19 protein-coding genes are annotated in these 22783 nt (G+C 68.6%); 14 read left to right on the top strand and 5 right to left on the bottom strand.

The genetic code is table 11. The features are described from left to right. The first annotated feature begins 26 nt into the window (after positions 1 to 26). From LRQ07_RS14720 to LRQ07_RS14710, 3 genes are read left to right on the top strand one after another with little or no spacing between them, the layout of a single operon-like run. The gene (locus LRQ07_RS14720; RefSeq protein ID WP_256535053.1) at positions 27 to 1634 is read left to right on the top strand and encodes a sugar ABC transporter ATP-binding protein; all 1608 of its coding nucleotides are present in this window, start codon (positions 27 to 29) and stop codon (positions 1632 to 1634) included. Continuing rightward, positions 1631 to 2710, top strand: coding sequence for an ABC transporter permease (locus tag LRQ07_RS14715; protein WP_256535052.1), 1080 nt, complete (start codon positions 1631 to 1633; stop codon positions 2708 to 2710). Before LRQ07_RS14720 ends, LRQ07_RS14715 begins: the two co-directional genes overlap by 4 nt. Then, positions 2707 to 3744, top strand: coding sequence for an ABC transporter permease (locus LRQ07_RS14710; protein WP_256535051.1), 1038 nt, complete (start codon positions 2707 to 2709; stop codon positions 3742 to 3744). Before LRQ07_RS14715 ends, LRQ07_RS14710 begins: the two co-directional genes overlap by 4 nt. Before the next feature lie 170 nt (positions 3745 to 3914). Here LRQ07_RS14710 and LRQ07_RS14705 read toward each other — a convergent pair whose 3' ends face one another. Then, entirely contained in the window at positions 3915 to 4760 is an 846-nt protein-coding gene (locus LRQ07_RS14705) for an NAD-dependent epimerase/dehydratase family protein (RefSeq protein WP_256535050.1), read from the bottom strand. A gap of 57 nt (positions 4761 to 4817) precedes the next feature. On the opposite strand from LRQ07_RS14705, the gene LRQ07_RS14700 reads away from it, so the two are divergent. The 5 genes from LRQ07_RS14700 to LRQ07_RS14680 all read left to right on the top strand — a co-directional run bounded on the left by LRQ07_RS14700 (position 4818) and on the right by LRQ07_RS14680 (position 10693). Then, a complete protein-coding gene (locus tag LRQ07_RS14700) occupies positions 4818 to 5828 on the top strand; it encodes a LacI family DNA-binding transcriptional regulator (protein ID WP_153242897.1) in 1011 nt (336 codons plus the stop codon). A gap of 99 nt (positions 5829 to 5927) precedes the next feature. Continuing rightward, the gene (locus LRQ07_RS14695) at positions 5928 to 6647 is read left to right on the top strand and encodes an L-ribulose-5-phosphate 4-epimerase (RefSeq protein ID WP_256535049.1); all 720 of its coding nucleotides are present in this window, start codon (positions 5928 to 5930) and stop codon (positions 6645 to 6647) included. After that, positions 6644 to 8227, top strand: coding sequence for a xylulokinase (locus LRQ07_RS14690; protein ID WP_256535048.1), 1584 nt, complete (start codon positions 6644 to 6646; stop codon positions 8225 to 8227). The genes LRQ07_RS14695 and LRQ07_RS14690 overlap by 4 nt, the downstream gene beginning before the upstream one ends. A gap of 34 nt (positions 8228 to 8261) precedes the next feature. Continuing rightward, positions 8262 to 9776, top strand: a complete 1515-nt coding sequence (gene araA / locus LRQ07_RS14685; RefSeq protein ID WP_256535047.1) for an L-arabinose isomerase — start codon at positions 8262 to 8264, stop codon at positions 9774 to 9776. Beyond that, a complete protein-coding gene (locus tag LRQ07_RS14680; RefSeq protein ID WP_256535046.1) occupies positions 9776 to 10693 on the top strand; it encodes an aldose 1-epimerase family protein in 918 nt (305 codons plus the stop codon). Before araA ends, LRQ07_RS14680 begins: the two co-directional genes overlap by 1 nt. A 41-nt stretch (positions 10694 to 10734) precedes the next feature. Here LRQ07_RS14680 and LRQ07_RS14675 read toward each other — a convergent pair whose 3' ends face one another. The 3 genes from LRQ07_RS14675 to xylA form a co-directional block, all read right to left on the bottom strand. Further along, positions 10735 to 11502, bottom strand: coding sequence for a hypothetical protein (locus LRQ07_RS14675; RefSeq protein ID WP_256535045.1), 768 nt, complete (start codon positions 11500 to 11502; stop codon positions 10735 to 10737). 462 nt (positions 11503 to 11964) lie between these two features. Further along, positions 11965 to 13269 carry a xylulokinase gene (gene xylB, locus LRQ07_RS14670; protein WP_256535044.1) on the bottom strand — a complete coding sequence of 435 codons (1305 nt, stop codon included), beginning with the start codon at positions 13267 to 13269 and terminating at the stop codon, positions 11965 to 11967. A gap of 7 nt (positions 13270 to 13276) precedes the next feature. Then, on the bottom strand, positions 13277 to 14467 hold the full coding sequence (gene xylA, locus LRQ07_RS14665; RefSeq protein WP_256535043.1) for a xylose isomerase: 1191 nt from the start codon (positions 14465 to 14467) through the stop codon (positions 13277 to 13279). Between the two features lie 123 nt (positions 14468 to 14590). Here xylA and LRQ07_RS14660 point away from each other — a divergent pair, with 123 nt between their 5' ends. The 3 genes from LRQ07_RS14660 to LRQ07_RS14650 all read left to right on the top strand — a co-directional run bounded on the left by LRQ07_RS14660 (position 14591) and on the right by LRQ07_RS14650 (position 18304). Then, positions 14591 to 15745, top strand: a complete 1155-nt coding sequence (locus tag LRQ07_RS14660; RefSeq protein ID WP_256535042.1) for an ROK family transcriptional regulator — start codon at positions 14591 to 14593, stop codon at positions 15743 to 15745. Between the two features lie 75 nt (positions 15746 to 15820). Further along, on the top strand, positions 15821 to 16714 hold the full coding sequence (locus tag LRQ07_RS14655; RefSeq protein ID WP_256536447.1) for a formylglycine-generating enzyme family protein: 894 nt from the start codon (positions 15821 to 15823) through the stop codon (positions 16712 to 16714). An 87-nt stretch (positions 16715 to 16801) separates the two neighbouring features. Further along, entirely contained in the window at positions 16802 to 18304 is a 1503-nt protein-coding gene (locus LRQ07_RS14650) for an arylsulfatase (protein ID WP_232763438.1), read from the top strand. Positions 18305 to 18404: 100 nt separating this feature from the next. Here the strand turns inward: LRQ07_RS14650 and LRQ07_RS14645 are convergent, their stop codons facing one another. Further along, a complete protein-coding gene (locus tag LRQ07_RS14645) occupies positions 18405 to 19385 on the bottom strand; it encodes a LacI family DNA-binding transcriptional regulator (RefSeq protein ID WP_256536446.1) in 981 nt (326 codons plus the stop codon). Between the two features lie 160 nt (positions 19386 to 19545). Here LRQ07_RS14645 and LRQ07_RS14640 point away from each other — a divergent pair, with 160 nt between their 5' ends. Genes LRQ07_RS14640 through LRQ07_RS14630 form a run of 3 tightly spaced genes read left to right on the top strand, consistent with a single transcriptional unit; the run spans position 19546 to position 22775 of the window. Further along, on the top strand, positions 19546 to 20781 hold the full coding sequence (locus LRQ07_RS14640; RefSeq protein WP_197055682.1) for an amino acid ABC transporter substrate-binding protein: 1236 nt from the start codon (positions 19546 to 19548) through the stop codon (positions 20779 to 20781). Between the two features lie 10 nt (positions 20782 to 20791). Further along, positions 20792 to 21676: a branched-chain amino acid ABC transporter permease gene (locus LRQ07_RS14635; protein WP_047524433.1), complete on the top strand. Its 885-nt coding sequence runs from the start codon at positions 20792 to 20794 to the stop codon at positions 21674 to 21676. Continuing rightward, positions 21660 to 22775 carry a branched-chain amino acid ABC transporter permease gene (locus LRQ07_RS14630; protein ID WP_232763439.1) on the top strand — a complete coding sequence of 372 codons (1116 nt, stop codon included), beginning with the start codon at positions 21660 to 21662 and terminating at the stop codon, positions 22773 to 22775. The genes LRQ07_RS14635 and LRQ07_RS14630 overlap by 17 nt, the downstream gene beginning before the upstream one ends. Positions 22776 to 22783: the final 8 nt, after the last annotated feature.

Raw genomic sequence — 22783 nt, 5'->3', positions numbered from 1 at the left:
CCGGCTTCTCAGACGGAGAGACAGCGATGAACGAAGAACGGCCCATCGTGGAGATGCGCGGGATCTCGATCGAGTTCCCCGGTGTCAAAGCACTCGACGGCGTCGACTTCCGCCTCTTCCCCGGCGAGGTGCATGCCCTCATGGGAGAGAACGGCGCCGGCAAGTCGACCCTGATCAAAGCCCTCACCGGCGTCTACACGATCGACTCGGGCACGATCACGGTCGCGGGGGAAGAGCGCAGCTTCAGCGGTACGGGCGATGCGCAGGCCGCGGGGATCTCGACCGTCTACCAGGAGGTCAACCTCGCCCCGAACCTCTCCATCGGCGAGAACGTGATGCTGGGGCACGAGGTGCGCGGCCTGTTCGACATCAATTGGCGAGCAACCCATCGGGCGGCGACGGCGGCGCTCCGCCGACTCGGGCTCGAGCACCTGGACACCCACAAGCCGCTCGCGACGCTCTCGATCGCGATGCAGCAGCTGGTCGCGATCAGCCGAGCGATGGCCATCGACGCCAAGGTCCTGATCCTCGATGAGCCGACGTCCAGCCTGGACGCCGCCGAGGTCGAGGGGCTGTTCGGAGTGATCCGCTCCCTGCGCGACCAGGGCGTCGCCATCCTCTTCGTCTCCCACTTCCTCGACCAGATCTACGCGATCAGCGACCGGCTCACGGTGCTGCGCAACGGACGGTACGAGGGCGAGTTCCTCACCAGTGAGCTCGATCGCCACGCGCTGATCTCGACCATGATCGGCAAGGACCTCGACGCTCTCAAGTCGCTCGGCGGTAACCGTCGACGGGAGTCGCGCGACCCCGACGAGAAGCCCCTGCTCACGGCATCCGGGATCGCGCGACGCGGCGCGGTCGAAGCGACGGACCTCGAGATCCGACGGGGCGAGGTGGTCGGCTTCGCGGGACTGCTCGGCGCAGGACGCACCGAACTCGCGCGTCTCCTCTACGGGGCCGACCGGGCGGACGACGGCACCCTCACCCTCGACGGCACCCGGATCGATCTGAAGTCCCCCTCGGACGCGCTCGCCCGCCGCATCGCGTTCTCGACCGAGAACCGCCGCGACGAGGGGATCATCGGCGACCTCACCGTGCGGGAGAACATCGTCCTCGCCGTGCAGGCGAAGCGCGGCTGGGCGCGACCGATGTCGCGCAAGGAGCAGGACGCGATCGTCGACAAGTACATCGCCGCGCTCAACGTGCGCCCCGCGGATCCCGATCGCATGATCAAGAACCTCTCCGGTGGCAACCAGCAGAAGGTGCTGCTCGGGCGCTGGCTCGCGACCTCCCCGGACCTGCTGATCCTGGATGAGCCGACCCGCGGGATCGACATCGGCGCGAAGGCCGAGATCCAGGAAGCCGTGGCGCAGCTCGCCGAGGACGGCGTCGCCGTGGTCTTCATCTCCTCCGAACTCGAGGAGGTGGTGCGGCTTTCGGAGCGCATCATCGTCCTCAAAGACCACCGCAAGATCGGTGAGATCCAGAACGGTCCCGAGGTGACCGCTCAGGAGATCGTCGACGTCATCGCCGCGCACGGTCTGGACGCCGCCGCCGAGACACTCGACGACGCCGACGGCGCAGTCGTCGATGCCGTCACCCACACGACCGAGAGCGAGGGCGCGCGATGACCGCCGCAGCAGGGACGACCTTCTGGCATGATCTGATCCGCAAACCGTTCTTCTGGGGCATCGTCGCGATCGTGGCGCTGCTCGCATTGAACGTGGTCAAGGACCCGACCTACCTCGCGGTGACGATCAATCCGAACAACGGCAACCTCGTCGGGAACGTGATCGACATCCTTCGCCAAGCGGCCCCGGTGATGATGATCGCGATCGGCATGTCGCTCGTGATCGCGACCGGAGGCATCGACCTCTCGGTCGGCTCGCTGATGGCGGTCGCGGGTGCCGTCTCGATGGAGTTCCTCAGCGCGGCCGGCGACTCCGAGTCGGTGGGCATCGCCTTCTCCGCCGTCGGACTCGCGCTGCTGGTCACCGCGATCCTGGGGGCGGTGAACGGCGTCCTGGTGGCGTACATCGGTTTGCAGCCGTTCATCGCCACACTCGTCCTGATGCTGGCCGGGCGCGGGATCGCGAAGGTCATCACCGGCGGTCAGAACACATCCGCCTCGAATGCGCCGTTCCGCTGGATCTCGAACGGGTACCTCATCGGGATCCCGGTCGTGTTCATCATCGCCGTCCTGATCGTGCTCACGGTCGGCATGGTCGTGCGCCGCAGCGCGCTCGGCCTCATGATCGAGGCGATCGGCATCAACCCCAAGGCCAGCCGCATGGCGGGCATCAAGCCGGCGGGGCTTCTGCTCACGGCCTACGTGCTCAGCGGCATCCTCGCCGGCGTCGCGGGCATCATGTCGGTGGGCAGCGTCATGACCGTCGACATCTCCCGCACCGGCTATCAGCTGGAGCTCGACGCCATCCTGGCGGTGGTCATCGGAGGGGCGTCCCTCGCCGGAGGGAAGTTCTCGCTCAGCGGCGCATTCGTCGGGGCACTGCTCATCGCGACGCTCGACAAGACCGTGTTGTTCCTCGGGGTCTCGTCGTCGGCGACCCCGGCCTTCAAAGCGATCGTGATCGTCGTGCTGTGCCTGCTGCAGTCCGAACGGGTGCGCAGCTGGTTCCGCACACGACGACGGGTCGTCACCGTCACCCCCGCCCAGGAAGCCATCAAAAAGGAGGCGAAGGCATGACCGCTCTGATCGCTGCCCCCGAGCAGCACGAGCGCGCGGATCTGGTGACCCGCGTCCGGCGGGTGGTTCTCGCGAATCCTTCCGTCCTCCCCACGATCGCATCGGTCGTCATCTTCGTCGCGATGGTCATCTACGGTGAGGTCGCCTACGGACGCGTGGTGCAGTTCAACACCCTGTCCAACCTGCTCATCAACAACGCCCACCTGATCGTCCTCGCCGTGGCGATGACGTTCGTGATCATCACCGGCGGTATCGACCTCTCCGTGGGATCGATCATCGCGTTCTCCTCGGTCGCGGGGGTGATGCTCGCCAATGCGGGCTGGAACGCTTACGCCGTCATCGCGGTGATGATCGGTGCGGGTGGGGCGTTCGGCCTGGTGTCGGGCATCCTGATCAGGTACTTCAACGTGCAGCCGTTCATCGCGACGCTGGCCATGATGTTCCTCGGTCGCGGACTCGCCTCGTTGCTCAGCACCACGCCCGAGCGGCTGGGCGAGGACTCCCCGATCCGCTGGATCGGGGTGCAGCTGAAGATCATCGACGGCCCGAAGGTGAATGATCTCGTCATCACGCCGGCCGTGATCATCGCGGTCGTCGTCGTGCTCGTGGCCTTCTTCGTGCTGCACCGTACGCGCACCGGACGCACGGTGTATGCGATCGGCGGGTCAGAGAGCTCTGCTCTCCTGATGGGGCTTCCGGTCTGGCGGACCAAGGTCCTGGTGTACGTGATCAGCGGAGCGCTCGCCGGCCTCGCCGCGGTGCTCTACACCGCCCGCCTCGGAACCGCGCAGAACATCACGGGAATCGGGTGGGAACTCGACGCGATCGCCGCCGCGGTCATCGGGGGCACGGTCCTCACCGGCGCCTACGGGTACGTCCTCGGCTCGGTGGTCGGGGCGCTGGTCCTCGGTCTCATGAACGTGCTGATCACCCGTGACGGCGGTATCCCGCCCGAGATGACCACCATCATCACGGGTGGCATCCTGCTGGTCTTCGTTCTGCTGCAGCGCGTGGTGACGCGCAAACGGGAGTAGCACCCACCCAGTTGGCTTCCGGTCGCCGCCGGTCGCCGGGGGCTTCCGGTCGCAATATGGCAGCCGAAACGGCGATCTGGCTGCCATATTGCGACCGGAGCATGGGCTTGAGCCCGGACCGGGGAGGTCCGGACGGGGGCGGGCGGTGCGGGGCGGGGCGGGAGCGGGGCTCACACGTGGTCGCGCCAGGAGTGCTGCGGGGCGTAGCCCAGGACGCGGCGGGCCTTGTCGATCGACAGCAGGGTCTCGTTCGGAGCCACCGCGCGGGTCACGGGCACGTCGGGGAAGACCTCGGCGAGCAGCTCGGCGTTCGGCCGCGACATCACGGTGTCGGCCGCCGCGATGATGAACCGATCGAAGCCCACCGGCGCGTTCTCGAGCGCCCGCTCGATCGCCTGAGCTCCGTCGCGGGCATCGATGTAGCCCCACAGGTTCCACTTGCGGCGGAGCGCATCGGTGTCGAAGTCGGGGAACTCCGCGTAGTCCTCCGGCACCATCACGTTGGAGAACCGCAGGGCCGTGATCGACAGCTCCGGCTGCCACCGCACCAGTTCGGCCGCCAGCTGCTCCTCGAGCGTCTTCACGAGCGAGTACACGGATTCCGGACGCGGCGGATACTCCTCGTCGACCGGCACGTAGGGAGGCGGCGCGTCGAACGGCAGCCCCAGGACCGTCTCGCTCGAGGCGTAGACGATGCGACGGATCCCGAGCCGCACGGCGGCCCAGAACACGTTGAACGTCGCCGGCATGTTGTTGTGGAACGTGGCGACGTCGGGGCGGATGCCGGGGGCCGGGATCGCTCCGAGGTGCACCACCGCGTCGATGCCGTCGTGCGTGTCGTTCACCCCCGCGAACGCGTCGACGACCTGGCCGTAGTCCGTCAGATCGACCTGCACGAAGTCGGGCTCTCGGGCCCCCACCACGTCCATGCCGATGACCTCGTGGCCGCTCGCACGGAGTTCCCGTGCCACGACGCGTCCGAGCTTGCCCGTTGAACCGGTGAGAGCGATGCGCATGTCACCAGGGTGCCATGCCGACGGAGCGGCGGACGCCCACACCGTACACTCGTCGGCGTGAGTGACACGAGCAACGGCCGCGGCCGATCCATCGGCGTCCGTGACGTCGCCGCCCGGGCCGGGGTGTCTCGTCAGACCGTGTCGCGCGTCTTGAACGACCACCCGGACGTCGCTCCCGAGACGCAGGAGCGCGTGCGAGCGGCCATGGCGGAGCTCGGGTACCGCATGAACAACGCCGCCCGGGCGCTGGGCACCCGACGGTCCCGGACTCTCGGGGTGCTGGCGTCGGACGCCCTGCAGTACGGTCCATCGCGGAGTCTTGCCGCGCTCGAGGCGTCGGCGCGGGAGGCCGGCTACTGGGTGAGTGCCGCGTTCGCCGACGCGGCGGATGCGGAGGCCGTGGTCGCCGCGGTCGATCACCTCGTCGTGCAGGGTGTGGAGGGGATCGTCGTCGTCGCCCCGCACGCGCAGACACTCGAGGCACTCGCCGCGCTCCGGATCGGGGTGCCCGTCGTGACCCTGCACTCGGCCGGGCTCGGTGAGACCGGGCTGTCGGTGGATCAGGTCGCGGGTGCGCGACTGGCGGTGGCCGCGCTCGCGGACGCCGGGCACACGCGGATCGCGCACCTCGCCGGGCCGACCGATTGGCTGGAGGCGGAGTCGCGCGCCGACGGATTCGCCGCGGAGCTCGCCGCCCGTGGCCTGACGCCCGGCCCCGTGATCGCGGGGGACTGGTCGGCCGGGTCGGGGCATGCCGCGGTCGAAGCGGTGCGACGGTCCGGCGTGACCGCGGTGTTCGCCGCCAACGATCAGATGGCGCTGGGGCTGCTGAGCGCCTTGCACGAGGCGGGGCTCGACGTCCCGGATGACGTGAGTGTCGTCGGGTTCGACGACACTCCTGACGCCGCCTACTACTGGCCCGCGCTCACGACCGTGCGCCAGGACTTCGACGAGTTGGCACGGAGGGCTGTCGCTGCGGTGATCGGGGACGGAGCCGCGGCCCCCTCCGATCTCGCCGCCGTGGCGCCGGTGCTGGTCTCGCGCGCCTCCATCGCTCCTCCGCGCTGAGTGCTGCGCTCGCCGGGGCGGCGGGTTGACGGGTGCCGAGCAGCCGTGACAGACTTCCGTGACCGGTCACAGTGACCGGTCACGACGATCGAGGTAGCCGTGAGCGACGACGCCCCCACCTTCGCCCCCGACATCGAGAGGGCGATCGCCACCGTCCGTGCGGATGTGTCTCGCCTGCACGGCGAACTGGTCCGTTACGGGCTGGTCGTCTGGACCGGAGGCAACGTCTCCGGCCGCGTCCCCGGTGCCGATCTCTTCGTGATCAAGCCGTCCGGGGTGAGCTACGACGACCTCGCGCCCGAGAACATGATCCTGTGCGATCTCGACGGGAACGTGATCCCCGGTACCGAGGGCAGTGAACGCTCGCCCTCGAGCGACACCGCCGCGCACGCCTACGTCTATCGGCACATGCCGGAGGTCGGCGGAGTCGTGCACACGCACTCGCCCTATGCGGTCGCCTGGGCGGCGCGCGGCGAGGAGATCCCCTGCGTCATCACCGCCATGGCCGATGAGTTCGGCGGCCCCGTGCCGCTCGGGCCGTTCGCGATCATCGGCGACGACTCGATCGGTCGTGGCATCGTCGAGACCCTCCGCGGCCATCGGTCGCGGGCGGTGCTCATGCAGAACCACGGGCCGTTCACCATCGGCGCCGACGCGAAGGATGCGGTGAAGGCGGCGGTCATGGTGGAAGACATCGCTCGCACCGTGCATCTCGCCCGGGAGGCGGGGCCCCTGATCCCGATTCCGCAGGCAGCGATCGACAGCCTCTACGAGCGTTACCAGCACGTCTACGGCCAGAGCACGGACTCCCGGCGATGAGCGCGCGCGACGACATCGCCGCCGGCCGCACGAGTCTCGGCATCGAACTGGGGTCGACGCGGATCAAAGCCTGCCTGGTCGGCTCCGACCCGGCCGAGGTGCTCGCCACCGGAACCTTCTCCTGGGAGAACCGCCTCGAAGACGGCCTGTGGACCTACGCGCTCGACGACGTCTGGACCGGGCTGCGAGCCGCATATGCCGGGCTCGTGGACGACGTCGAGCGGCGGCACGGCCTCCGCCCCGAGACGTTCGGGGCGATCGGCATCTCGGCGATGATGCACGGCTACCTCGCCCTCGACGCCGACGGTGAGCTGCTCGTCCCGTTCCGCACCTGGCGCAACACGAACACGGGGCCCGCCGCCGCCGAGCTCCGCGGGGCTCTCGGGGTGAACATCCCGCTGCGCTGGTCGATCGCGCATCTGCATCAGGCCGTGATCGATGCGGAACCGCACCTGCCCCGCCTCGACTTCGTCACGACGCTCGCGGGGTACGTGCATCACGCACTGACCGGCGAGCGCGTCCTGGGGGTGGGTGACGCCTCAGGCATGTTCCCGATCGACGCGGCCACGGCCGACTACGACGAGCGGATGCTGCGGTCCTACACCGAGCTCGCGGGCGATCGGCTTCCCACCCCGCTGACCGCGCTGCTCCCGGCGGTGCGGGTGGCGGGGGCGGCGGCAGGGACGCTCACCGACGACGGTGCCGCCCTCCTCGACCCCACCGGAGCGCTGCGGCCGGGCATCCCCCTCTGCCCGCCCGAGGGGGACGCCGGCACCGGGATGGTGGCGACGAACGCCGTGGCTCCGCGCACCGGAAACGTGAGTGCCGGCACGAGCATCTTCGCGATGGTCGTGCTGGAGCGCCCGCTGGCGGAGCAGCACGACGAACTCGACCTCGTCACCACCCCGGCGGGAGACGCCGTAGCGATGGTGCACTGCAACAACGGGGCCAGTGAGCTCGCCGCGTGGGCGGGCCTGTTCGGACGCTTCGCCGCAGCAGCGGGGCAGCCTCTCGACGAGGACGCCGTGTTCGACGTGCTGTTCCGCGAGGCACTGGCAGGAGAAGCCGATGCCGGCGGGCTGCTCGCCTACAACCACCTGGCCGGAGAGCCGATCGCCGGGCTCGCCGCCGGGCGACCGCTGTTCGTCCGCACGCCCGACAGCGACTTCCACCTCGCCAACTTCGTGCGTGCGCAGGTGTACGGCGTGTTCGGCACCCTCGCCCTGGGCATGCAGGTGCTGACCGCGGAGGGCGTGGAGCTGGACAGGATGCTCGCCCACGGAGGCATGTTCCGCACCGCCGGGGTCGCCCAGCGGTTCCTCGCCGGGGCGCTCGCGGCTCCGGTCGCGGTCGGCGACCTCGCCTCGGAAGGCGGGGCATGGGGCATCGCGGTGCTCGCTTCCTACCTCGCCGCGTCCGACGAGGTCACGCTGGGGGAATACCTCGACCAGCGGGTCTTCGCCTCGGCATCCGTCACGGTCGTCGACCCCGATCCGGCGGACGTCGCCGGCTTCGCCTCCTACCTCGATCGCTACCGCGCGGGCCTGGCCGTCGAGGCCGCGGCCGTCGCATCCCTCTGACGCATCTGCGCTTCACTCGAAAGGCACACGCCCCATGGCTCTCACCACCTCGCTCGACGGCTACGAAGTCTGGTTCCTGACCGGCAGCCAGCATCTCTACGGTCCCGAGACGCTCGCGCAGGTCGCGGCGCAGTCCCAGGAGATCGCCCGGCTGCTCGATGAGTCCCCCGAGATCCCGGTGCGCATCGTCTGGAAGCCGGTGCTCACGGATGCGGCGGCCATCAAGCGCACGGCGCTCGAAGCCAACGCCGATGATCGGGTGATCGGTCTCGTCGCCTGGATGCACACCTTCAGCCCCGCGAAGATGTGGATCGCCGGCCTCGACGCCCTGCGCAAGCCCCTCGCCCATCTGCACACGCAGGCGAACGTCGAGCTGCCCTGGGCCGACATCGACTTCGACTTCATGAACCTGAACCAGGCCGCGCACGGCGACCGTGAGTTCGGATACATCCAGGCGCGCCTGGGCGTGCCGCGCAAGACCATCGTGGGGCATGCTTCCGACCCGCGCGTGCGCCGGGAGCTCGGCACCTGGCAGCGTGCGGCCGCCGGGCTGGCGGCATCCCGCGACCTGAAGCTCGCCCGTTTCGGGGACAACATGCGATTCGTCGCCGTGACCGAGGGTGACAAGACCGAGGCGGAACTGCGCTTCGGCGTGCAGGTCAACACCTGGGGCGTGAACGAGCTGGCGGATGCCGTCGCGGCAGCATCCGACGGTGAGATCGACGCACTGGTCGCCGAGTACGAGGAACTGTACGAGGTTGCCCCCGAGCTCCGGCGCGGCGGCGACCGGCATTCCTCGCTGCGCGACGGTGCCGCGATCGAGCTCGGACTGCGGTCCTTCTTGGAAGAGGGCGGCTTCGGCGCCTTCACGACCTCGTTCGAAGATCTGGGCGCCCTGACGCAGCTGCCCGGCCTCGCAGTGCAGAGACTGATGGCGGAGGGCTACGGCTTCGGCGCCGAGGGAGACTGGAAGACCGCGGTGCTCGTGCGCATCGCCAACGTCATGGGCTCCGGCCTCCCCGGTGGCGCGAGCCTGATGGAGGACTACACCTACGACATGACGCCCGGCGACGAGCTGATCCTCGGCGCCCACATGCTCGAGGTCTCGCCGTCGCTGACCACCGCGAAGCCCACGCTCGAGATCCATCCGCTCGGCATCGGCGGCAAGGACGACCCGGTGCGACTCGTCTTCACGGCGGACCCGGGGCCCGCGGTCGTCGTCGCCCTCAGCGACATGCGCGACCGTTTCCGTCTCACCGCGAACGTGGTCGAGAACGTGCCACCGCGCGCCGCGCTGCCCAAGCTCCCGGTCGGGCGTGCTGTCTGGAAGCCCCAACCGGACTTCACCACCAGCGCCGCCGCATGGCTGACGGCGGGAGCCGCACACCACACCGTCATGTCGACCGCGGTCGGCATCGAGGCGTTCCGCGACTTCGCCGAGATGGCAGAGGTCGAACTGCTGGTGATCGACGACAGCACGACGCTGCCGGAGTTCCAGAAGCAGGTGCGCTGGAATCAGGCGTACTACCGCCTGGCGCAGGGGCTCTGATGGTGGCGCCTCGCTCCGGTCGACAGCGGCGTCTCACCGGCCACGGTTATGCGGCGGAGATCGCGAGCGTCGGCGCTACTCTCCGGACGCTGACCTTCGACGGGCGCGACCTGGTTGTCCCCTTCGATGCGGATGAGGTGCGCCCGGCCTATCGTGGGGCGACACTCGCTCCCTGGCCCAACCGCATCGTCGACGGACGCTACCGGTTCGCCGGCGTCGAGCACCAGCTGGCACTGACTGAACCGGAGCGCGGCCAAGCCCTCCATGGACTCCTCGTCTGGGTGGAGTTCGAAGATCGCCTCGTGCGGGAGGACCGCGTGTCGCTGGCCGCTGTGATCGACCCTCAGGCCGGCTACCCGTTCCGCATCGAGGTCGAGGTCGACTATCGCCTCTATGCCGATGGACTGCACCAGACCGTCACGGCGCGCAACCTCGGTGCGGAGACGGCGCCGTGGGGTACCGGACCGCATCCTTACCTCGTGGCCGGGCCCGGACGCGTGGACGACTGGACGCTCACCCTTCCGGCATCCGAGGTGCTGACGGTGACCCCGGAGCGGCTGAGCCCGGTCACCGTGGAGTCCGTGAGGGAGCACCCGGAATGGGACTTCCGCGAGGGGAGGCGGATCGGCGACGTGTTCATCGACCACGCGTTCACCTCGCTCGCTCGTGCGGACGAGTTCGCGGAGGTCCGCGTCGTGACAGCGGCGGGGGAGGGCGTCGGGATCGCGTGGGACCGGCGGTGCCCGTGGGTGCAGGTGCATACCGCCGACACCCCCGCCGTTGCGTCGACCCATCGCATCGGGCTCGCGGTCGAACCGATGACGTGTCCTCCCGATGCCTTCAACTCCGGCGTCGACCTGGTGACCCTGGCGCCGGGTGAGGCGCACGCCGCCTCGTGGCGGATCTTCGGGATCTAACGTCCAGCGGCCTCCGGTCGCGAAAACGCATGGCTCCCGGCTCAATTCGGTGCCATTCCGCGACCGGAGCGAAGGGCGGCACGTACGCGATGCACGAGCACCTCGGGCCGAGCGAGCAGAGGCGCCGTCACCTCGATCACCGTCCACCCCGCCGCACGCAGCGCCGCGGCACGCTCGACGTCCGCCGCCCACTGCGCGCCGTGCATCATGCCGTGGTACTCGATGAGCACCCGGTATCGGCGGTAGACGAGGTCACCGCAGGCCAGGAAGACACCATCCTCGAAGATGTCGACGTTGAGCTCGGGCTCCGGCAGTCCGGCCTGGACCAGGAGGCAGCGCACCCGACTCTCACGCGGCGACCAGGAGTCCTCGCGGATCAGCGGGAGCGCTTCCCTCAGGTTGCGGATTCCGACACGGCGACCTGTGCTCAGGGCAGCTTCGAGCTCAGCGATCGTCGTTAGCGGTGCCCGTCCCGGTGTAGGGCGACCATGACCGGAGCGCCAGGCGCGGCAGAAGTAGTCGCCGAGTGCGACGAGATCGAAGATGGGCAGTCGGCCGAGAGTGGCCCAGGTGGTCGCGGGATCCGAGAGACGGATGCCCTCGAGGTGCGTCGTGGCCGTGCGATCCTCCTTCCCGCGATGCCTGACCACGCCGCGGACCCGGGATAGTGGGCCCGTGCCGATCGTGGTGACATGCACGCCGAGCGCGTCCGCCTCCGCGACAGCCCCCTCCAGGGTGCGGGTCAGGGGCAAGGGAGCACCCCAGAGCGCAGCCGCCGATTCATGGCTGATGTGCTGCCGCTCGTGCATGCGGTGGGCGTAGGCCCGGGCGGCGGTGACACGCGCATCCCGTTGGCGTCGGTACGGGTCCGGCTGTTCTGAGCGGTCTGGAGGGAGTCGCCGCCGTACGGCCGGGAACGGGCGCTCCAGATCGTCACCGCTGAGTCGGCCTCGTCCGACCCCCGCGCGGTGCGCCTCGCGCAGACAGAAAGTGTCGCCAAGGTTCGGAGGAAGGGGGTCTCGTGTGCGTCCCATTCCTCGACGCTGGCACCGGACGCGTGCCGCGTGGACGGCTCTCCCCAGGGTTTCATCCCCTCCGGTCGCGATATGTCAGCGCTAGGAGCCGAAAAGGCTGACATATCGCGACCGGAGCGTTGGGTGGGTGCGCCAACGGAACCGGTTGTGGAGGACGGGACGGGTGGAGGACGGGACGCGGATCGGCTGTGGAGGACGGGACGGGTGGAGGACGGGATGCGGACGTGAAGGGGCGGGTCAGAGCAGCGCGGCGGCCTGACGGGCAGCGCCCAGGGCGACGTACTCGCCCGCGGCCGGCACCTCGACGGGGATGCCGAACACCTGCGGCGCGATCTCCCGCACGGCCTCCGACTGCGCCCCGCCGCCGATCAACAGCGCTCGCCGCAGCGGCACTCCCGCCTCCCGCAGGGCGTCGAGTCCTGCGCGGAGCCCCGAGAGCATGCCCTCCACCGCGGCGCGCGCCAGGTTCTCGCGCGTGGTCGAGGCGAGGGTCATGCCGCTGAGGGTCGCCGTGGCATCGGGCAGGTTCGGGGTGCGCTCACCCTCGAAGTAGGGGACGAGCGAGAGTCCTGCCGCTCCGGCCGACGCCGACAGAGCCAACCTGCTGAGCTCGTCATGGTCGACTCCGAGCAGGGCCGCCGTGACGTCGAGCACCCGTGCCGCATTGAGCGTGCAGACCAGGGGGAGGAAGTGGCCGTCGGCCGACGCGAACCCCGAGATGATGCCGGACGGGTCGGCGGAGGGCTCCGCGCTCACCGCGAAGACCGTGCCGCTGGTGCCGATCGAGACCACGACGTCGCCGGGGCCCGCGCCGAGTCCGAGTGCGGCCGCCGCGTTGTCGCCTGCCCCCGGCCCGACCCTGCGACCGCTCGCATCCTCCACGGATTCGTCCGCACCGAGCACGCGCGGCAGCAGGACGTCGTGTCCGAGGGCTGCGATCAGCAGCTCGCGATCGTAGCCTCCGGTCGTGGGGTTCCAGTATCCGGTGCCGGATGCATCGGAGCGGTCGGTGACGAGCTGATCCAGCGCGGGTCCGAGAGGCGCGCTTTCGGCGCCTGCCGGTCCGTAGCCGCGGAGTCGCCACGTCAGCCAGTCGTGGGGGAGGGCGACCGCCGCCACGCGAGCCGCGTTCTCGGGTTCGTGGTCGCGCAGCCAGCGCAGCTTCGAGATCGTGAACGACGCCACCGGCATCACGTTCGTGCGCTCGGCCAGCTCCTGCGCACCGAACTCGGCGACGAGGTCGGCCGCTGCCTCCGCGGAGCGCGTGTCGTTCCAGAGCAGCGCATCGCGGATGACGGCGCCCGAGGCGTCGAGCGCCACCATCCCATGCTGTTGCCCGCCGATGGCCCACGCCGTGACGTCGTCGAGACCCCCGGCAGCCTCGATCGCGGCGGTCAGTGCGGACCACCACGCTTCAGGATCGACCGAGGTGCCGTCGGGATGAGGGGCGCGACCGCTGCGCACCACCGCTCCCGTCTCGGCGTCGACGACGACGACCTTGCATGCCTGCGTCGACGAATCGACGCCGAGGACGAGCGCCATCAGCCGATCACCGGGCGCCCAGCAGGTGCTCGGTCGCGAGCTGCTGGAGGCGGACGAACCCGAAGCCCTTGCCGCCGAGGTAGGCGTCGGCATCGAACTCCTCGTAGGCGCTGCGGTCGGCCAGGAAGGCGTCGTAGGACTCGCCCTCGTCGAGGGTCGGCGTCGAGAGTACGGCGACCTTCGCGGCGGCCAGCGCCTCCTGCACCTCGGGGTCGGCGCGGAAGGCCGCAGCACGCTCCTTCAGCAGCAGGTAGGTCCGCATGTTGGCGGCAGCCGAGTCCCAGACTCCCGTCTCGTCCTCCGTGCGAGAGGGCTTGTAGTCGAAGTGACGGGGGCCTTCGTAGGCGGGCACGCCGTTCGGGCCGCCGTTCTCGAGCAGGTCCACCAGGGAGAAGGCGTTGTGCAGGTCGCCGTGGCCGAACACGAGGTCCTGGTCGTACTTGATGCCGCGCTGGCCGTTGAGGTCGATGTGGAAGAGCTTGCCGTGGTACAGAGCCTGGGCGATGCTGGCCGTGAAGTTGAGACCCGCCATCTGCTCGTGTCCGACCTCGGGGTTGACGCCGACGAGCTCGGGGCGCTCCAGGGAGTCGATGAACGCGATCGCGTGGCCGAGGGTGGGGAGCAGGATGTCGCCGCGCGGCTCGTTCGGCTTCGGCTCGATCGCGAACCGGATGTCGTAGCCCTTGTCGGTCACGTAGTCGCCGAGCAGGTTGACGGCCTCCCGGTAGCGCTCCAGCGCGGCACGCACGTCTTTCGCCGAGTCGTACTCCGCGCCCTCGCGGCCACCCCACATGACGAACGTGCGCGCACCGAGCTCTGCGCCCAGGTCGAGCTGACGGAACACCTTGCGCAGCGCGAAGCGGCGCACCTGGCGGTCGTTCGAGGTGAAGCCGCCGTCCTTGAAGACGGGGGCGCTGAACAGGTTCGTGGTGACCATCGGCACGACGAGACCCGTGTCGGCGAGCGCGCCCTTGAGGCGGTCGATCTGCGTCTGGCGCTCGGCATCCGTCGACCCGAAGGCGAAGAGGTCGTCATCGTGGAAGGTGAGACCGTAGGCGCCGAGTTCCGCCAGCTTCTCGACGGCGTGCACGACGTCGAGGGCCGGACGCGTCGGACCGCCGAAGGGGTCGGAGCCGTTGTATCCGACGGTCCAGAGACCGAACGAGAACTTGTCGGCGCGGGTCGGGGTGAGGCTCATGATGCTCCTTCGCACGGGCGCACGGCGGCGTGCGCGTATATGTTGTTGACAGCAACTTATACGGAGAAGAGCAGGATGTCCAGCCTCCTAGACTGAGACACCGAGCGGGAATGCGAGGACCACGTGACCGAACCCGGGGAGGGCGCCGCCGCCAAGGACGCGAACGGCGGGGTGCGTGCCGGCAACCTCGCCCGTGTGCTCCGTCTCGTCCATCTGGGCGGCGAGCAGTCGCGCGCCCAGCTGACCGCCGCGACCGGACTGAACCGCTCGACCATCGCGGACCTCGTCGCAGAACTCGCCGGTGACGGCTGGGTCGTCGAGCGCGAGCCGGGACCGGTGGGCCGGGTGGGGCGCCCGTCGCCCGTGGTCGCCGCAGCTCCGACGACGGTCGTGATCGCCGTGAACCCCGAGGTCGACGCGGTCGAGATCGCAGCGATCGACCTCGCGCGCACGATCGCGGTGCGGGAACGGATCGAGTCGACCTCGCTGCTCGGTGCGGACGAGGTGGCGCCCCTCGTCGCCGGAGTGATCGACCGCTGGACACGCGGTGCGCTCGCAGGGATGCGCGTGATCGCGGTGGGGGTGGCGGTGCCCGGTCTGGTGCGTGCCGCGGACGGACTCGTGCGCAATGCGCCGCACCTGGGATGGACCGATCTGCCGCTGCGTGCATCCATCGCCGCGGCGACCGGGCTCCCGGTGGCGGTGGGCAACGATGCAAGTCTCGGTGCGCTCGCCGAGCACCTGTTCGGTGCCGCCCAGGGCGTGGACAATCTCGTCTACCTCAACGGCGGCCCTTCCGGCATCGGCGGGGGGATCATCGTGCACGGGGCGCCGGTGGGCGGTGTGGGCGGATTCGCCGGTGAGTTCGGCCAGAACCGCGTCGACGTCTCCTCCGATGCGGTCCTGGAAGACGTCGTCAGCAGGGCGCGGTTGCTGGCGGCGCTCGGTCTCGCGGTGGCAGACGAGGCGACGCTCGCCAGCGCGCTCGCCGCGGCTACCGAGGAGGACGCCGTCCGCGCCGAGTGCTCCCGCCAGCGGGCCTTCCTCGCGCAGGCGATCGCCGACGCCGTCAACATCCTGAACCCCTCCGTCGTCGTCCTCGGCGGATTCCTCGCCCTCCTCGCGAGCGTCGACGTGGAGGGCTTCGCCGCGGACGTGGCAGCTCGAGCGATGACCGAGAACGCAGAGGGACTGCGCATCCTCCCCGCCTCCCTCGCGGCAGACCGCCTGCTGTTGGGTGCCGCCGAACTCGCATGGATGACCGCCCGCGTCATCTGACACCCCCTCCGAGAACACCCCTGCAGCCGCGGAGAGTCGGACACTACGCTGAGTCACGTGACGAACTCGCGCGACATGGTCCACATCCCGGGCGGCACGTTCCTGATGGGGTCAGAGGACTTCTACCCCGATGAACGCCCGGTGCACGAGCGTGAGGTCGCCTCGTTCTTCGTCGACCGCTATCCGGTGACCAACGCGCAGTACGCCGAGTTCGTGGACGAGACGGGGTACGTGACCGTCGCTGAAAGGGAGCTCGATCCGGCCGCGTTTCCGGGCGCCGACCCTGCCGACCTCGTCCCCGGAGCGATGGTCTTCACGCCGACCTCGGGGCCGACGAATCTCGGGGACTGGCGCAACTGGTGGCGTTGGCAGCCCGGAGCCTTCTGGCGTCGACCGTTCGGGCCGGACTCGTCTATCGAGGACCGGATGCAGCATCCGGTCGTGCACGTCGCGTTCGAGGACGCGGTGGCATACGCGGACTGGGTCGGGATGCGGCTGCCCACGGAAGCCGAGCACGAGTACGCGGCGCGCGGCGGCCTGGAAGGCGCGCCGTTCGCGTGGGGGGACGAGCCGTACCCGGGCGGCGTCGCCCAAGCGAACTCCTGGCTCGGTCGTTTCCCCTACGACAACCAGGGTGTCGGCGGCACAGCGCCCGTCGGCTCCTATCCGCCGAACGGCTACGGCCTGTATGACATGATCGCCAACGTCTGGGAGTGGACGACCGACTTCTACACCCCGCGGCACCTGCGGCTCTCCGACACCCCGGTCGATGCGGGGAAGCGGACGAACCTCCTCGCCGCAGCGAGCGCGCAGGAAGGCTTCCCCGGCATCCCCCGTCGCGTGCTCAAAGGTGGATCCCACCTGTGCTCGCCGGACTACTGCCTGCGGTTCCGGCCTGCCGCGCGCTCGCCGCAGGCGGAGGACACGGGCATGTCGCACATCGGCTTCCGCCTCACCCGCTCCGAGTGAGGCGTCACTGGGCTTCAGGTCGGTGACCTGTTTGGCTTCGATCACGGGCATCCGCCCCCTCTCACCGGTTGAAGCAAGGAGTCACCCATGGCCGAGAAGCCCAACATCCTCATCATCTGGGGCGATGACATCGGCATCAGCAACCTGAGCACGTATTCCGACGGTCTGATGGGCTATCGGACGCCGAACATCGATCGGATCGCCGATGAGGGCGTGAAGTTCACCGACTACTACGGCGAGCAGAGCTGCACGGCGGGACGTGCGGCCTTCATCACCGGACAGAACCCCTATCGGACCGGACTCACCAAGGTGGGGATGCCCGGCGCGAAGCTGGGCCTCCAGCCCGAAGACCCCACGATCGCGGACGCGCTCAAGCATCACGGCTACGCCACGGGGCAGTTCGGCAAGAACCACCTCGGAGATCGAGACGAGCACCTGCCCACCGCGCACGGCTTCGACGAGTTCTTCGGCAACCTGTACCACCTGAACGCGGAGGAGGAGCCCGAGCATCCGGATTACCCGACCGACGAGGAGTTCCCCGGCTTCAGCGAGAAGTTCCGCCCGCGTGGTGTGCTCCACAGCTGGGCGAACGCCGACGGAACACAGCGGATCGAAGACACCGGACCGCTCACCAAGAAGCGCATGGAGACGGTCGACGAGGAGTTCCGCGATGCGGCGGCGGACTTCATCCGCACGCAGGCGGACGACGACACCCCCTTCTTCGTCTGGTTCAACTCCACCCACATGCACTTCCGCACCCACACCAAGGAAGAGAGCAAGGGGCAGGCCGGACGCTGGCAGTCGGAGTACCACGACACGATGATCGATCACGACGGCGTCGTGGGCAGTCTGCTCGACCTCCTGGACGAGCTGGGACTGGCCGAGAACACGATCGTCATGTATTCCACCGACAACGGTCCGCATATGAACAGCTGGCCGGATGCCGGCATGACGCCGTTCCGCAACGAGAAGAACTCGAACTGGGAGGGCGCCTACCGCGTGCCCGCGATGGTCCGCTGGCCGGGTCGCATCCCGGCCGGGACGACGCTCAACGGGATCGTGAGCCACAATGACTGGTTCGTGACCCTGCTCGCGGCTGCGGGCGACACGGACATCGCGGAGCGGCTGAAGTCGGGCACGGAACTGCACGGGACCGAGTTCACGGTGCACCTCGATGGCAACAACCAGCTCGACTACATCACCGGTGCCGTCGATCAGAGTCCGCGCCGACACTTCTTCTACGTCTCGGATGACGGCGACCTCACCGCACTGCGCTTCGACAACTGGAAGCTCGTGTTCCTCGAGCAGCGCGCCTCCGGGACCCTGCAGATCTGGCAGGAACCGTACATCGAACTGCGATTCCCGAAGCTGTTCAACCTCCGCACGGATCCCTACGAGCGGGCGGACATCACGTCGAACACCTACTGGGACTGGGTGCTCGACCGGGTCTTCCTGTTCGTGCCGGCGCAGGCGTACGTGGCGCGGATGCTGCAGTCCCTCGTGGAATTCCCGGCCCGGCAGGAATCGGCGTCGTTCACGATCAACCAGGTCATGGAGAAGCTGGAGGCGTCGACCGCCGGCAGCTCCTGAGCCCCCTCCCTCAAGGTTCCGGTCGCGATATGGCAGCCAGAAGTGGCCCGGAGACTGTCATATCGCGACCGGAGCGACCGAAGTGGGGGCGGAGCGGGGGTCAGTTCCGGGGCGGGCCGGAGGACTGACGGATGATGAGCTCGTGCGCGGTCGTGATCGTACGGGCCTCATCGCTCGCCGGGCGAAGGATGAGCGAGACCGCGTGCTGCCCCATCTCGAACATCGGGATCCGCGCGGTGGTGAGCGCGGGCGCGACATCCGGTGCGACGGCGATGTCGTCGAAGCCGACCACCGACATCTCTTCCGGCACGCGGATGCCGTGCTGGCGCAGTTCGCTGAGAATGCCGATGGCCATGGCGTCGTTGAGACCCACGATGGCCGTCACGTCCCGATCGAGCAGGGCTCTGGCCCCCGCGATGCCGCCCTCCCGGGTGAACTCCTGCGAGACCACGGTGAGTTCGACGTCGGTGTCGGCGGTGCCTTCGCGCAGGCCCGCGATGCGGTCGGCGACCGTGTTGAGGTCCAGGGGCCCGGCGACGACGCCGATGCGGCGGTGTCCCAGCTCGGCGAGGTGACGGCCAACGGAGATACCGGCGCGGTGGTTGTCGGGGAGCACGGCGTCGACCGGAAGGTGGTGTCGACCGATGACGGCGGCACGGCCACCGGCGAGGGTGAAGTCCAACAGGGCTTCGGACATGCCCAGCTCGCGGCGGTGGTCGGCGTAGCCGGAGCCGGCGATGATGATGGATCCCACGCGCTGGCGCAGCAGGGATTTGACCTGAGCGAGCTCGCTGTCGGGCGTGCGGTCGGCTTGTGCGATCTGCACGGAGCGGTTCTCGAGCGTCGCGCTGCGGATCACACCACTCGCGATGTCCGAGAAGTAGGGGTCGCCGATCTCGTGCACGACCAGGCCGATCGTCGGGACGAGGCCGCCGGCGAGTCCTCGCGCGTGCATGTTCGGTTCGTAGCCGAGCCGATTAGCGACCGTTCTCACGTGTTCGGCGACCTCGGGCGATATCCCCGGTCCGCCCGTCATCGCCCGCGACGCACTCGCGAGGGAGACCCCTGCGGCTTCGGCCACATCAATGAGTCGTGGCGCGCCTTCACGCTTCACGAAACCTCCCCCTGTGGAGCAAGATCAACGCTGATTGCGAGGTAGGTTGCTCTTCGTTCTTCGATCCCACTATAGTGGCGGAAGCGCTTACGAAAGCGCTTTCGCTACGATGACGTAGGAGACTCGGATGACTGCACCCAGACACGGTCGACGGATCGCTGCGGCGATCGGGACGCTGTCGATCGCCGCGCTCACGGTTTCGGCCTGCTCGGCCCCCGGCGATGAGGCGGAGGGAGGTGGCTCGGACGATCCCATCGTCATCGGCATCTCGCTGCCGCTCACCGGCGACTTCTCCGAACCGGGCAAGGGTGTCGAGCGAGGCTACGAGGCCTGGCGCGACATCGTGAACGAGAGCGGGGGTCTCCTGGGCCGTCAGGTCGAGTTGAAGATCCTCGACGATCAGTCCAATGCCGACCGGGTGGTCTCGGACTACGAGTCGCTGATCGCCCAGGACGGAGTCGACCTGGTGTTCGGTCCGTTCTCGACGCGACTGGTCGTGCCCTCGGCGCGCGTCGCGCAGGAGTACGGGATGTTGTTCGTCGAGCCGGCCGGCGCTGCCGAGGAGGTCTTCGAGCAGGGTTTCGACAATCTCTTCTACGCGGCACCGGCCATCGCGAACGACCACTACAACAACCTCGCGGACTATCTGCTGGCACTTCCTGAGGACCAGAGGCCGGAGACGGCCGCGGTCGCGGCCATGGACGACCCCTTCGCCCAGGGCACCGCCTACGGACTCCGGGACAAGCTCGAAGAGGCCGGCGTCGAGATCCTCGTGAACGAGGTCTACCCGCCGAACACCACGGACTTCTCCACGATCGCCGCGAAGATCGCGCAGTCGGACGCCGACATCGTGATCGGCGGCACGCAGTATCAGGATGCCGTCAACCTCATCATCGCGCTGCAGCAGCTGAATTATCAGCCGGAGCTCGCGGCGTTCTCGACCGCTCCGACGAATCCGGAGTTCGCCGCCGCGATCGGTGGTGCGACCGAAGGCATCCTCGCCCCCACGGGGTACTCGCCGAAGTCCCAGTTCCCCAGCAACATCGAGTTCGTCGAGAAGTACACCGAGATGCACGGCAACCCGCCGTCTGAGGACGAAGCCAATGCCTACACGACCGGTCAGGTCGTCGCGGCCGCGGTCGAGGCCGTCGGCTGCGCCGAGCAGGGGGACTGCCAGCAGGAGCTCATCGATTGGCTGCGGGACAACTCCGTCGACACGGTCGTCGGAGAACTCAGCTGGGATGAGACCGGCAAGCCCACGGGTGCGCACCTGATCCAGCAGTGGATCGACGGCGAGATCCTGATCGTCCTCCCCGAGGACGTCAAGGAAGCCGAGTTCCTCTACCCGAAGCCGACGTGGTGATCCGCACATCGTGAGTGGAGCACTGCTGCTGCAAAGCCTGATCCTCGGTGTCCTGCTGGGAGGGCTCTACGCCCTCCTGGCGGCCGGGCTCACGCTGTACTTCGGGATCATGCGCGTGGTCATGATCGCGCACTCGGCCTTCCTCATCCTGGCCGCCTACCTCGCGTGGTGGTTCAACAGGGAAACCGGGATCGATCCGCTCGTGTCGCTCGTCGTCACGGTGCCCCTGTTCTTCGTGACCGGTGTGGTGATGCAGCGGCTGCTGGTGTCGAGGCTCAAGCCCTTGACGCTGACCATGATGTCGGTGCTGCTCACGTTCGCGGTGGCGCTGATCATCGAGGGAGCGCTCGGGTTCTTCTTCACCGGTACCCAGCGGCGCATCCCGCTGCCGTACGCCAGCGCCAGCCTCGAGGTGTTCGGCGCGCAGGTGCCGGTGGTCAAGCTCATCGCCTTCGGTCTGGCGGCCGTGGCCCTCGCTCTCCTCTTCGTCCTGCTCAAGTACACGAAGTTCGGTCAGGCGCTGCGGGCGACCATCCAGCATCCGGAAGCCGCACGGCTGGTCGGCATCAACACCGATCGTGTCGCCGGCTACGGGTTCGGTCTCGGACTCGCGACGGCGGCGATCGGCGGCACCGCGCTCTCACTCGATGCCACGATCTACCCCTCGCTCCACTGGCACTGGATCGGACCGCTCATGGCGATCATCGTCGTCGGAGGGCTCGGCAGCATCCCCGGTGCCGCGATCGCGGCGCTCATCCTCGGCGTCGCGCAGAGCCTGCTCCAGCTTCCGCTGGGGCCGACCTGGGCGCAGACGGTCTTCTACGTCGCGCTCTTCGCCACGCTCATGTTCCGTCCGCAAGGTTTCTTCGGAGGTCGTCTTGCCCAGCGTTTCTAGCAGAGAGCCGATCGCCACCGAGACGGTCGTGATCGCGCCACCCGCTCCCGTGCGGAGAAAGTCGACGACGTGGGTGAAACTCGTCCTCCTCGTCGTCGGAGCCGCGCTCGTCCTCTCTTTCCCCACGATCGCCCCGAACCCGTACATCCTCTCGGCGGGCGTGGTGATCCTCAACTACGCCGTGCTGTCGACGGGGTGGAACTTCATGGGCGGGTTCACGGGATACATCTCCCTCGGACACGCCGCGTACTTCGGGCTCGGCGCCTACGGCACCGGTCTGCTGATCAAGTTCCTCGACCTTCCCGGATTCCTCGCCTGGATCGTGGCAGCCGTGGTCGTGGCGATCATCGCGATCCCGATCGGCATCGCCGCCCTTCGCGTCCGCGGTGCGTCCTTCGTGATCGTCTCGATCGCCTTCGTGCTGATCATGCTTCTGGTGTTCCAGAGCTGGCGCGACGTGACCGGTGGATCCGAGGGCCTGAACGTCCCGCGTCCGTTCGACGTTCTGCGGCCGGAGCACCACCGCATCTTCTACTACCTGTTCGCGGGACTCCTGGCGTTCGCGCTGGTGGTGTGGTGGATCATCGATCGGTCCAAGTTCGGCACAGCGCTCAAGTCGGTCCGCGAAGACGAGGACAAGGCGCAGTCGCTCGGTGTTCCGACCACGCGGTACAAGCTGATCGCCTACGTCCTGTCCGCGCTCTTCGTAGCGCTCGGAGGCGGTCTGTACGCGCTGTGGTTCGGCGACCTGGATCCGATCTTCCAGTTCTCGATCCTCATCGGCTCCTACATGGTGCTCATGGCGCTGCTCGGCGGGGTGCGGAACCTCTTCGGCCCGCTGCTCGGCGCTGTCGTGGTCGGGGTCGCCCTCGAGTACTTCAAGCTCGAGTTCGGAGACACGCAGTTCCACCTCATCGCCACCGGCATCCTGCTCGGCATCGTCGTGCTCTTCATGCCGGACGGCATCATCCCGGCCGTGAAGGGGCTCTTCACCCGCTCGTCGAACGCGGCCTCGATCCGTGAGGTCACCGCCGGCGAACTGCTCGAGCAGAACAAGACGCGAACAGCGGACGCTTCGACGAAGGAGACGTCGTCATGAACGCCCCC

Source organism: Microbacterium sp. J1-1, from assembly GCF_024498615.1.
In the GTDB taxonomy this organism is placed as follows: domain Bacteria; phylum Actinomycetota; class Actinomycetes; order Actinomycetales; family Microbacteriaceae; genus Microbacterium; species Microbacterium aurugineum.
The sequence above is the reverse complement of the archived record's forward strand: the minus strand, read 5'-3'. Positions and strand labels throughout refer to the sequence as shown.

Excerpts from the sequence above, each read along its gene's own strand:
- LRQ07_RS14720 (WP_256535053.1), top strand. The coding sequence starts at position 27 with ATGAACGAAGAACGGCCCATCGTGGAGATGCGCGGGATCTCGATCGAG.
- LRQ07_RS14715 (WP_256535052.1), top strand. The coding sequence starts at position 1,631 with ATGACCGCCGCAGCAGGGACGACCTTCTGGCATGATCTGATCCGCAAA.
- LRQ07_RS14710 (WP_256535051.1), top strand. The coding sequence starts at position 2,707 with ATGACCGCTCTGATCGCTGCCCCCGAGCAGCACGAGCGCGCGGATCTG.
- LRQ07_RS14705 (WP_256535050.1), bottom strand. The coding sequence starts at position 4,760 with ATGCGCATCGCTCTCACCGGTTCAACGGGCAAGCTCGGACGCGTCGTG.
- LRQ07_RS14690 (WP_256535048.1), top strand. The coding sequence starts at position 6,644 with ATGAGCGCGCGCGACGACATCGCCGCCGGCCGCACGAGTCTCGGCATC.
- araA (WP_256535047.1), top strand. The coding sequence starts at position 8,262 with ATGGCTCTCACCACCTCGCTCGACGGCTACGAAGTCTGGTTCCTGACC.
- LRQ07_RS14680 (WP_256535046.1), top strand. The coding sequence starts at position 9,776 with ATGGTGGCGCCTCGCTCCGGTCGACAGCGGCGTCTCACCGGCCACGGT.
- LRQ07_RS14675 (WP_256535045.1), bottom strand. The coding sequence starts at position 11,502 with ATGCACGAGCGGCAGCACATCAGCCATGAATCGGCGGCTGCGCTCTGG.
- xylB (WP_256535044.1), bottom strand. The coding sequence starts at position 13,269 with ATGGCGCTCGTCCTCGGCGTCGATTCGTCGACGCAGGCATGCAAGGTC.
- xylA (WP_256535043.1), bottom strand. The coding sequence starts at position 14,467 with ATGAGCCTCACCCCGACCCGCGCCGACAAGTTCTCGTTCGGTCTCTGG.
- LRQ07_RS14655 (WP_256536447.1), top strand. The coding sequence starts at position 15,821 with ATGGTCCACATCCCGGGCGGCACGTTCCTGATGGGGTCAGAGGACTTC.
- LRQ07_RS14650 (WP_232763438.1), top strand. The coding sequence starts at position 16,802 with ATGGCCGAGAAGCCCAACATCCTCATCATCTGGGGCGATGACATCGGC.
- LRQ07_RS14640 (WP_197055682.1), top strand. The coding sequence starts at position 19,546 with ATGACTGCACCCAGACACGGTCGACGGATCGCTGCGGCGATCGGGACG.